5 protein-coding genes are annotated in these 7,380 nt (G+C 67.4%); 1 reads left to right on the top strand and 4 read right to left on the bottom strand.

The window, feature by feature from the left end; genetic code table 11:
• Positions 1–59 precede the first annotated feature (59 nt).
• From ACWD5Q_RS25880 to ACWD5Q_RS25865, 4 genes are all read right to left on the bottom strand, one after another.
• Complete coding sequence (locus ACWD5Q_RS25880) at positions 60–269, bottom strand: hypothetical protein (RefSeq protein ID WP_451429432.1); 210 nt, start codon at positions 267–269, stop codon at positions 60–62.
• Entirely contained in the window at positions 262–2,478 is a 2,217-nt protein-coding gene (locus ACWD5Q_RS25875; RefSeq protein WP_451429431.1) for a Mu transposase C-terminal domain-containing protein, read from the bottom strand. Before ACWD5Q_RS25875 ends, ACWD5Q_RS25880 begins: the two co-directional genes overlap by 8 nt.
• Positions 2,406–3,137, bottom strand: coding sequence for a TnsA-like heteromeric transposase endonuclease subunit (locus ACWD5Q_RS25870; RefSeq protein ID WP_451429430.1), 732 nt, complete (start codon positions 3,135–3,137; stop codon positions 2,406–2,408). Before ACWD5Q_RS25870 ends, ACWD5Q_RS25875 begins: the two co-directional genes overlap by 73 nt.
• 216 nt (positions 3,138–3,353) lie before the next feature.
• Positions 3,354–5,156, bottom strand: coding sequence for a glycoside hydrolase family 15 protein (locus tag ACWD5Q_RS25865; protein ID WP_451429429.1), 1,803 nt, complete (start codon positions 5,154–5,156; stop codon positions 3,354–3,356).
• Between the two features lie 468 nt (positions 5,157–5,624).
• Between ACWD5Q_RS25865 and ACWD5Q_RS25860 the strand changes: the two genes are divergently transcribed.
• Positions 5,625–7,313 carry a CTP synthase gene (locus ACWD5Q_RS25860; RefSeq protein ID WP_451429436.1) on the top strand — a complete coding sequence of 563 codons (1,689 nt, stop codon included), beginning with the start codon at positions 5,625–5,627 and terminating at the stop codon, positions 7,311–7,313.
• Positions 7,314–7,380: the final 67 nt, after the last annotated feature.

Genomic DNA, 7,380 nt, shown 5'->3' with positions numbered 1-7,380 from the left:
CGTGTCCGCTCGGGGTATGTCTCACCAGCTATGTGCCCACTCGCCACAAGATCAGGACCCTACCCGACCAAGATCACACTACGGAAGCGACGTTGGGCCAGTGCCTCCTCGCCCAGTTTCTTCAGCAGGCGGCGGGAGAGTTGCTCGGGGCGCGGACGGGCCGGGTTGTCGGCCAGGCGCCCGAAGCCCTCCTTGCGCGAGAGCGTGAGGTGATCCAGCTTGGCGCGCAGACCAGCGTCGTCGTCTGTGGGACGTGTGCGGCTACTCATCGTCGTCCACGTCCTTCAGCGCCGAGGCGTAGAAGTCCAGGTCCTCACCGAGTTCCTCCAAGCTGTCGGCGTCGTCATCGCCTTCCTCTGCCGTCAGGTCTGTCTTGAGCACCGGAGGTGCCGACTGCTGCGGGAGGGAGAGGATGTGGGCGACGGATGGCAGCGTGCTGACCTCGGCAGTCGGCTGTTGCGGCAGTTCCAGAGCGGTTTGTTCGCGGGAAAGCCTCAAAGCCATCCGCCGCTCGGCCATGGAGTCACCCAGCCCGAGGTTCCACCGTTCCAGCAGCAGCGCGATGGCCAGCCGGTCATTGGGATAGGTGTATTTCTGTGTGGCCAGGCGCCGGGCGAACTGAAGTGCTTCCTCACTCAAGGGCATCTGCAGGCCGCGGGCGTGTTCCCACTCCAGGGTGTGCCAGATGCGGTTGGCGTCACGGAAGTAGATCCGGGTGATGTCGTCGGGATCGGCGTAGAACTCCATCCGCCGCTTGGCCAGCTCGATGTCGGAGCCGGCCATGTCGCGCAGGCCATCAAGTGCGGGACCGTTGTAGCGGCGGTAGTCGATCTCGACGCCGTAGTGCTGAACAGTCCGCAGAGTGACGTCGAGGAACTCGTAGGCGAGGTCGGGATCCCGGGGCACTTCGATGTAGCCGGCGCGGGCGAGCCCGTGCTGGAACATCGCCGTCGGAGACAGCTCCACTTTCGGCAGGTGCGGATCGATCAGGCCCTGGTGCGGCCTGCGGTGGTAGGCCACCGCGACCCACTCCCGGATGATCGCCTCCAACTCGTGGAGGAAGAAGAAGGCGTCCTTTTCCGGGTTCAGCCCGCGCGAGTGGATGTCCGGCCCTTTGTAGCCGGGCAGCAACTGCAGTAGGTCCTCGCGCAGCGTGCGGAAGAACCGCTCGATAGGGCCCTTGTCCCGGCCCGTGCGCAGCCGGGCCGGCTGGATGGAGATGCCCATGCGACGGCAGACACTCGTCAGATGTGCCGACAGGTAGATCTTGCCGTGGTCGACGATGAGCGTCTCCGGCGCCAAGTCCGGGCCCACCGCCCCGGTGATAGGTCCGTGAACTGCTTCGACATCGACCAGGACACCGCGCGGGACTCCGTGATCGGGCCAGGCTGCCTCTTTGGGCCAGATGTCCGGAACGGGCCGGGGCCGGTAAGTCTGGAACAGCACGGCTGCGGCATCGACGGCCTTCGTGGACACCGGCGTGACACGGATGCCGGTGACGCAGCGGGTGTACCAGTCCATCGCAACAGTCAGCTCTGCCTGAACCCACTTCAGGGTGACCGGGTCCAGCGCGAACACGTCCAGCCGTGTGGTGTCCATCAGCAGATACTCACCGGGTCGGGTCGGCCGCAGCTTTCCGTGAACCCCGCTGGGCCGGTCGGCGATGTCCCGGTTCCGCTTCGTGCTCAGCCGGAAGGTCGGCTGCCGACGTTCAAGCTCCTGCATCCACCGGTAGGCCGCTGATCGCCGTGGCACCAGCACCTCGCCCTCACCGAAACGACGGACCAGTCGGGCCTCCACCCTCTCCAGCACAACCTTGATCGACGGACGCGACTCCGTCTTGTACTCGTCCAGGACCTCCGTGGCCGTTTCCACCCAGCGGGGATCGGCGTTGCTCAGACCGTTGTTCGCCGGCCCTCGGCCGGGTGCGAGCCCGGCCTCACCGTCTTGCAGGAAGGCGCGTGCCCAGCGGCGAACGGTTCGGTCCGTCACTTCCAGTTCGGATGCCTTCGCCGCATACCGCTGGATCATCGGCAGGTCCGGAGCGTACTGAGGCCGCGGTTCCCCTGGCTTGGCCAGCTCTTCACTGCCCGAGCGGTATCCCGTCAGCATCTCGCGGACATGTTCGGCTCGCTCCAGCAGATCCGTCCTCTCCTTCGGACTCAGCGAGGCCAGCACTGACGCCGCCAAGTCCCCGTCATCCGAGGACGGGCCGGGGCCGTTCGGGATCATTACGGCCCGATCTGAGGCCAGCAACTCACGGACCGACATGCGTAACAGCCGGTCGCGAGCGTCCTTGAGGACCACGTCCATGCCCGTGGCCAGGCTGGCGAATTCCACGACTTCGACCGTCTCGCCATCCAGCCGCAAGTGAGTGCCGATGCCCAGCCGTGTGCCTGCCCCGTTCATGCCGCCCTCCTCAGCACGTGGCCCGCGCTCAGCGGCTTTTCCAGATCTGTCGTCACGTGGCCCGACCACATCAGATGCAAGACCGCCGACTTCACCAATGGGCGGGGGCGTGCGGGAAGCAGCAGGAATGCCTCACCCAGCGACATGCCGTTCACTACTGCCGTCTGCAACTCGTCCACGAGGGTGGTGTCGAACAGCCAGTCGCGCCGGTAGCCGGCAAGGAAGCGGACGTTCTCAAGCAGATGCGGGTCCGGCTCGCTCCAGACTTCGTACTGCCAGCCGCGCAAGGCGACCGCCTGTCGTGTCCAGGCGAAGGTGAACGCCACGTCCGGTCGTTCCAGCCGGTGCCGCGGCTTAACGTCGACGACCAGAGGGCCGTCTTGGGTCAGCAGCAGGTAGTCCGGGATGTGCCGCCGTAGCTTGCCCTCCACCTCGGCTTTGAGAAGGAAGGGCTGAGCGACAATGTGCTGCACTTTCGGAGAGAAGTCGGCGAACAATAGTCGGCCCAACTCCAGCCGCGACTCGTAGATCACGTGGTCGCGCAACGTCGCCGACCAGTACGTACCCGAGTAATGCTTCTGATCCTTGTACCAGCGGAACGTCCGCCACGGTTCCGCCTGCCGCAGCAGATCGAGTGGCACCAAGGACCACTCCAGATCATCCACCACAGACTGGTCAGAACGCCGGACACTCACGTGCACCGACCCGGGCTGAGCGACCTCAGTCATCGGTCCCCACCTCGCGTTCGCCAGAACGGCCCCGGTGGCCGTCGAATGCCGCTGGCATGCCCCGGCCATCAGTGGTCATGACGGCCGGAGCGTTCCTGTACACGAAGTGAGGAAGTTCCGGACTGAGAGGAGTGGATCCCATTACCGTGTCCAATTGGACACGCAGTGGACATCGCGTCGCGGAATTGGACACGGGATCTGGGATCCCACACCCGCTCAGCCCCCGTACGCCCCGGACGCCGTCAGCCGCAGGGCCGTGTCGATCAGCGGAACATGGCTGAAAGCCTGCGGGAAGTTCCCGACCTGGCGCTTCAGGCGCGGGTCCCACTCCTCGGCGAGCAGACCGAGGTCGTTGCGCAGGGCGAGCAGCTTCTCGAAGAGTTTGCGGGCCTCGTCCACGCGGCCGATCATCGCCAGGTCGTCGGCCAGCCAGAACGAGCAGGCGAGGAACGCGCCCTCGTCACCCGGCAGCCCGTCCACGCCCTCCTCCTCACCGGAGGTCGGGTAGCGCAGGACGAAGCCGTCGGACGTGGACAGCTCGCGCTGGATGGCCTCGATCGTGCCGATCACCCGCTTGTCGTCCGGCGGCAGGAAGCCCATCTGCGGAATCAGCAGCAGGGAGGCGTCCAGTTCCTTGGAGCCGTAGGACTGTGTGAAGGTGTTGCGCTCCTTGTCGTAGCCCTTCTCGCACACGTCCCGGTGGATGTCGTCGCGCAGCTCGCGCCACTTCTCCAGCGGTCCGTCCGCGTCCCCGGACTCGATCAGCTTGATCGTGCGGTCCACCGCCACCCAGGCCATGACCTTGGAGTGCACGAAGTGGCGGCGGGGGCCGCGCACCTCCCAGATGCCCTCGTCCGGCTCGTCCCAGTGCTGCTCCAGATAGCGGATCAGCTTGAGCTGGAGCAGGGAGGCGTAGTCGTTGCGGGCCAGGCCCGTCATATGGGCCAGGTGCAGGGCCTCGGTGACCTCTCCGTACACGTCCAGCTGCAACTGGTGCGCGGCGCCGTTGCCGACGCGCACGGGCGCGGAGTTCTCGTAGCCGGGCAGCCAGTCCAACTCGGCCTCGCCCAGTTCCCGTTCGCCCGCGATGCCGTACATGATCTGCAGGTTCTCGGGGTCGCCCGCCACGGCGCGCAGCAGCCATTCACGCCAGGCCCGCGCCTCCTCGCGGTAGCCGGTGCGCAGCAGCGAGGTCAGGGTGATCGCGGCGTCCCGTAGCCAGGTGTAGCGGTAGTCCCAGTTGCGGACGCCACCGATCTCCTCGGGCAGCGAGGTCGTGGGCGCGGCCACGATGCCGCCCGTCGGGGCGTAGGTGAGGGCCTTGAGCGTGATCAGGGAGCGGACCACGGCCTCGCGGTACGGACCGTGGTACGTACAGTGCTCCACCCACTCGCGCCAGAACTCCTCGGTCGCCTCCAGCGACTGCTCGGGCTCCGGCAGCGGCGGCGGCTTCTGGTGCGAGGGCTGCCACGAGATCGTGAAGGTGATCCGGTCACCGGGCGCGACCGTGAAGTCCGCGTAGGTCGTCAGCCCCTTGCCGTAGGTCTCGGCATGGGTGTCGAACCACACGGAGTCGGGCCCGGCGACGGCCACCGTGCGTCCCTCGTGCTTGTGGACCCAGGGCACCACTCGCCCGTAGGAGAACCGCATCCGCAGCTCCGAGCGCATCGGCACCCGGCCCGTGACGCCCTCCACGATCCGGATCACCTGGGGCGCGCCGTCGCGCGGCGGCATGAAGTCGATGACCCGGACGGTGCCGCGCGGGGTGTCCCACTCGGACTCCAGGATCAGGGACTCTCCCCGGTAGGAACGCCGGGCGGCAGACGGCGGCTCGACGTCCGCGGCGTGGGCCGGACCCAGCCGCCAGAAGCCGTGTTCCTCCGTACCGAGCAGTCCCGCGAAGACGGCATGGGAGTCGAATCGGGGCAGGCACAGCCAGTCCACGGTGCCGTCCCGGCAGACCAGCGCCGCGGTCTGCATGTCTCCAATGAGTGCGTAGTCTTCGATGCGCCCGGCCAATGCAACTCCAGTCGAACGGCCACGAAGCCCCAGAGGGGCGTTCGCTCTTGCGGTCATGGGGTGGGTGAGAAAGGCGTCGTCCACCGACCCGTTCGAGAACGAAGCAGTCGATGTTCAACGAACTGACGAGCTGTTGTAGTTCCGGTAACGGGCGGGGGTGGTGCCGTTTGCCGGGAGTGCTCGGCAGCGATGGTCCGAGCAGGATACGACGCACGTGGAGGGTCCGCGTGCCGGTCCGGCCAACGGTACGGCTCCGAACGAGTGAGGCGGGAAGCGACCCCCGCGAAACCGTGGTGACGCGTGCGCGGAGCGTGGCCGGAAGCAGTCCCCTCCGGGCGCTGATACGCTGGTAGCCCGTGGACCGGTGGGCACGAAACCCCCGAACCGCAGCGACGGCACCGCCGGACATCCTTCGGAGGCGAGCCGGACCGCACCCCAGACCGCGACCACGGGAGCCCCCTCTTGGCCATGCCGCCCGCTGCTTTCCGAAACAGCACAGCCACGACGACCAAGCACATCTTCGTCACCGGGGGTGTCGCCTCCTCGCTCGGCAAGGGTCTGACGGCCTCCAGCCTGGGCATGCTGCTCAAGGCGCGGGGCCTGCGCGTCGTGATGCAGAAGCTCGACCCGTATCTGAACGTGGACCCGGGCACGATGAACCCCTTCCAGCACGGTGAGGTGTTCGTCACCAACGACGGTGCCGAGACCGACCTGGACATCGGCCACTACGAGCGGTTCCTCGACCGCGACCTGGACGGCTCCGCCAATGTCACCACGGGCCAGGTGTACTCGACGGTGATCGCCAAGGAGCGGCGCGGCGAGTACCTGGGCGACACGGTCCAGGTCATCCCGCACATCACCAACGAGATTAAGCACCGCATCCGGCGCATGGCCACCGACGAGGTGGACGTCGTGATCACCGAGGTCGGCGGCACCGTCGGCGACATCGAGTCGCTGCCGTTCCTGGAGACCGTCCGCCAGGTCCGCCACGAGGTCGGCCGCGACAACGTCTTCGTCGTGCACATCTCGCTGCTGCCCTACATCGGCCCCTCCGGCGAGCTGAAGACCAAGCCGACCCAGCACTCGGTCGCCGCCCTGCGCAACATCGGCATCCAGCCGGACGCGATCGTGCTGCGCTGCGACCGTGAGGTCCCGACCGCCATCAAGCGCAAGATCTCGCTGATGTGCGACGTCGACGAGGCCGCCGTGGTCGCCTGTCCGGACGCCCGTTCGATCTACGACATCCCGAAGGTCATCCACTCCGAGGGCCTGGACGCCTATGTCGTCCGCAAGCTGGACCTGCCCTTCCGTGACGTGGACTGGACGACCTGGGACGACCTGCTCGACCGCGTCCACAACCCGAAGGACGAGATCACCCTCGCCCTGGTCGGCAAGTACATCGACCTGCCCGACGCCTATCTGTCGGTGACCGAGGCGCTGCGCGCGGGCGGCTTCGCCAACAAGGCGCGCGTGAAGATCAAGTGGGTCACCTCCGACGACTGCAAGACCCCGGCCGGCGCCAAGGCGCACCTCGCCGACGTGGACGGCATCTGCATCCCCGGCGGCTTCGGCGACCGCGGTGTGCTCGGCAAGGTCGGCGCCATCCGCTACGCCCGCGAGAACAAGGTCCCGCTGCTCGGTCTCTGCCTCGGCCTGCAGTGCATCGTGATCGAGGCCGCGCGCAACCTCGCCGGCATCCCCGACGCGAACTCCACCGAGTTCGACCCGTCCACCGCCCACCCGGTCATCTCCACCATGGCCGAGCAGATGGACATCGTCGCCGGTGAGGGCGACATGGGCGGCACCATGCGGCTCGGCATGTACCCGGCCAAGCTGGCCGAGGGCTCGATCGCGCGCGAGGTGTACGACGGCAAGGAGTACGTCGAGGAGCGCCACCGCCACCGCTACGAGGTGAACAACGCCTACCGGGCGGAGCTGGAGAAGAAGGCCGGCATCGTGTTCTCCGGCACGTCGCCGGACGGCAAGCTCGTGGAGTACGCCGAGTACCCGCGCGATGTGCACCCTTACCTGGTGTCGACGCAGTCCCACCCGGAGCTGCGCTCCCGCCCGACCCGGCCGCACCCGCTGTTCGCCGGGCTGGTGAAGGCGGCCGTGCAGCGGCAGCGGCAGGAGACCGCGCGGAAGAACGGCAAGTAACACAGGCGGTACGGTGGCCGGGGTGCGCGTCCTGCGGGAGGCGTACCCCGGTCTCGTGCAAGGCGTG

It is taken from the genome of Streptomyces sp. NPDC002513 (assembly GCF_053595355.1).
Note: the sequence above shows the minus strand (reverse complement) of the source record. Positions and strands in the feature narration are given on the sequence as shown.

Coding starts and splice junctions, on each gene's coding strand:
- ACWD5Q_RS25880 (WP_451429432.1), bottom strand. CDS start 269: ATGAGTAGCCGCACACGTCCCACAGACGACGACGCTGGTCTGCGCGCC.
- ACWD5Q_RS25870 (WP_451429430.1), bottom strand. CDS start 3,137: ATGACTGAGGTCGCTCAGCCCGGGTCGGTGCACGTGAGTGTCCGGCGT.
- ACWD5Q_RS25860 (WP_451429436.1), top strand. CDS start 5,625: ATGCCGCCCGCTGCTTTCCGAAACAGCACAGCCACGACGACCAAGCAC.